Below are 2,329 nucleotides of genomic sequence, written 5' to 3' on the forward strand. Positions count from 1 at the left end.
CGCGCCTCCTCGCGCAGGGCGGTGTCGTCGCCGCAACGATGTGCGAGAAAGGCCTCGCGCGCGTCGACGGACAGGGTCAGGGCTTCGAACGCCAGTGCCTTGGCGTCAAGGTAACGGTCGGTCACGGAGGTTGACGTGTCGTCGGAGGTGAAGGCGAGTGTAGCGCTGGCTCTGGACACCCCAGCCGCGCTGGTCGACGCATGGACGCCGCCCAGCCGTCATCTACATGTCGACGTTCAGGGCGTGAGCGTGGCGCCGTTGTATCGGCGGTCCGGTATCAGCTCTCCAGTTCGCGCTTCAGCCACGCCTTTGCCATCCGCCACTCGCGCTGCACGGTGGCGGTGGAAATCTTCATCACCTCGGAAGTTTCCTCGGTGGTGAGCCCGACGAAGAAGCGCAGATCGACGATCTGCGCCTGGCGTGGGTCCAGACGCCTGAGGTGCTCGAGCGCGTCATGCAGGTCGTCGGCTGGAACTTCGTCGCCGAGCGATTCGGCGATTTCGGTGAGCTGCAGGCGCTCTTCATCAGGGGGACGCTTCGCCGCCTGGCGGCGACGGAGGTCATCGATCAGCAGGTTGCGCATCGCCTGCGCGGTGACGGCAAGCAGGTGTTCGCGGTTCTGCCAGCGTGGCTGTGCGTGTCCGAACACGCGCAGGTAGGCTTCATTGACCAGAACGGTCGCGCTTACGCCGTGGTCACCGGCTCGTGGACCACGACCAAGCTGCTGGCGCGCGATACTCCGCAGTTGCTCATGCAGTCGGGTGATGGCCATCGCCTCGGCATCGCGGTCGCCTTCGGCAGCGGCATTGAGCAACAGCGTGAGATCCGTGTCTTTCATCGTTCAGCAATCAGTTGCTCGAACTGCAGGGCGTTCTTGCGCCATTGTGCGTCATCGGGCACCGCAGTCGCGTCCAGCAAGGAAACGAACGCATCGACGTGGAAGCGCGCTAGCGTCCGCTCCCCGCGTGCGAGGCGGAGTCTTACCAGATTGCGGGTGATGCCGTTCTGGACGACGAGAAATTCCGCTGCCAGCGGCTCCATGAGGCGGTTGGCTTCGAGCAATTCATCCAGGGCTGTATCCAGCGAGCCGCCCGTCTCGTGCAGGATCCGGGCGTGCAGGGAAAGAGCGTAGGCGAGGTTGACGGTATCGCGGCCAGGGGCCTGGAGAGCACGCAGTCCGGGCAGTGCCGCCTCGACCGCCGCCAGCGCTTCCTGGCGGCGCTCGACATCGTTCAGGCCGACGGCGTGATTGACCGCCAATTGCAGGTAGATCCTGTTGTCGGTTCCCAATGCGTCGCGTGCCACCTGGACCGCCTGCGCGCTCCACTCCAGTGATTCTTCCGGACGTTCCATCCTCTCCAGGCCGACCGAGATCTGGTTGAGCAGGATGGCCCTGTTGCCGGTGGTCGGCCCGATCAGCCTGACTTGGTCGCGGTCGACCGCCTTCAGCAGTCGCACGCCTTCGGCGGCGTCCTTGCCGAGCACGAGAAGCGCATGGCGTTCGGCATAGGTCAGACGGGTGGGGGCCGGCGCGTTCCAGCGCTCGGCGAGCTCCATGGCCTTCCTGACCGCGTCGATGGCGTCATCGACGCGTCGTGCACGTTCGTAGGCTTCGGCCATGCCGGACCAGGATATCGCCATGAGCTCGCCGAGCTCGGGCGATGGCTTTAGTGCCTGGTGGGAGGAAAGCCGCTGCAGCAAATCCTGGAAGCCTTCGATGATGGTCTCCGGCGACGTCTGCACGCTGATCGACAGGTTCGAAAGTTCACTGCGGCGCAGTGATGCCCACGTGGCGAACGCGGCGTCGTCATCTTCGACCATGGACATGCCTTGCCTGAGTGCATCCAGCGCCTGAGCGTTTCTTCCGGCGCTGGCGTGCGCGTTGGCAATGCCCGACATGATCTGTGCCCTGAGTACCGCATCGTCGCTGTGCTGGAGCTCAGCCAGCGACGTCTCAAGCAGTGGGAGCGACTGATGCTCGAGCCGCAGCGAGCCGTATGCGTCGGCGATGGCCAGGCGCAGCGCGGTGCGCGTCCCGGCGTCGAGGTTTTCTCGCCGGTCGAGATCGGCTGCACCCTTGTCGAGCACCTCGCGCACAGTGATCTGTTCGCCATCCCTGCCTGCGTCGGGCCTGGCGCTCGCGAACAGGTCGCGCATGAACTCGGATACAGCCTGCGCCTTGTTGCGTTCGGCCAGGACTTCTTCGAGCTGGCGCTCGCGCTGGACGGCGAAGCCGGCAGCGACGGCGATGACGCCCACGCCTGCGGCGATCACCCACCGCTGGCGGCGGACCAGGCGGCCGAGCCGGTACAGCGCATGGCCGCGGCGG

At 65.8% G+C, this 2,329-nt stretch carries 2 protein-coding genes; both read right to left on the reverse strand.

Going from position 1 to position 2,329, the window contains the following annotated elements; translation table 11 throughout:
* Nucleotides 1-277 precede the first annotated feature (277 nt).
* Nucleotides 278-838 carry an ECF-type sigma factor gene (locus IB242_RS20235; RefSeq protein WP_192283769.1) on the reverse strand — a complete coding sequence of 187 codons (561 nt, stop codon included), beginning with the start codon at nucleotides 836-838 and terminating at the stop codon, nucleotides 278-280.
* Nucleotides 835-2,329 (reverse strand): hypothetical protein (locus tag IB242_RS20240; protein ID WP_192283771.1); only part of this gene is annotated, 1,495 nt, incomplete at its 5' end. The genes IB242_RS20235 and IB242_RS20240, both read right to left, overlap by 4 nt.

It is taken from the genome of Xanthomonas sp. XNM01, assembly GCF_014851915.1.
In the GTDB taxonomy this organism is placed as follows: Bacteria; Pseudomonadota; Gammaproteobacteria; order Xanthomonadales; family Xanthomonadaceae; genus Pseudoxanthomonas.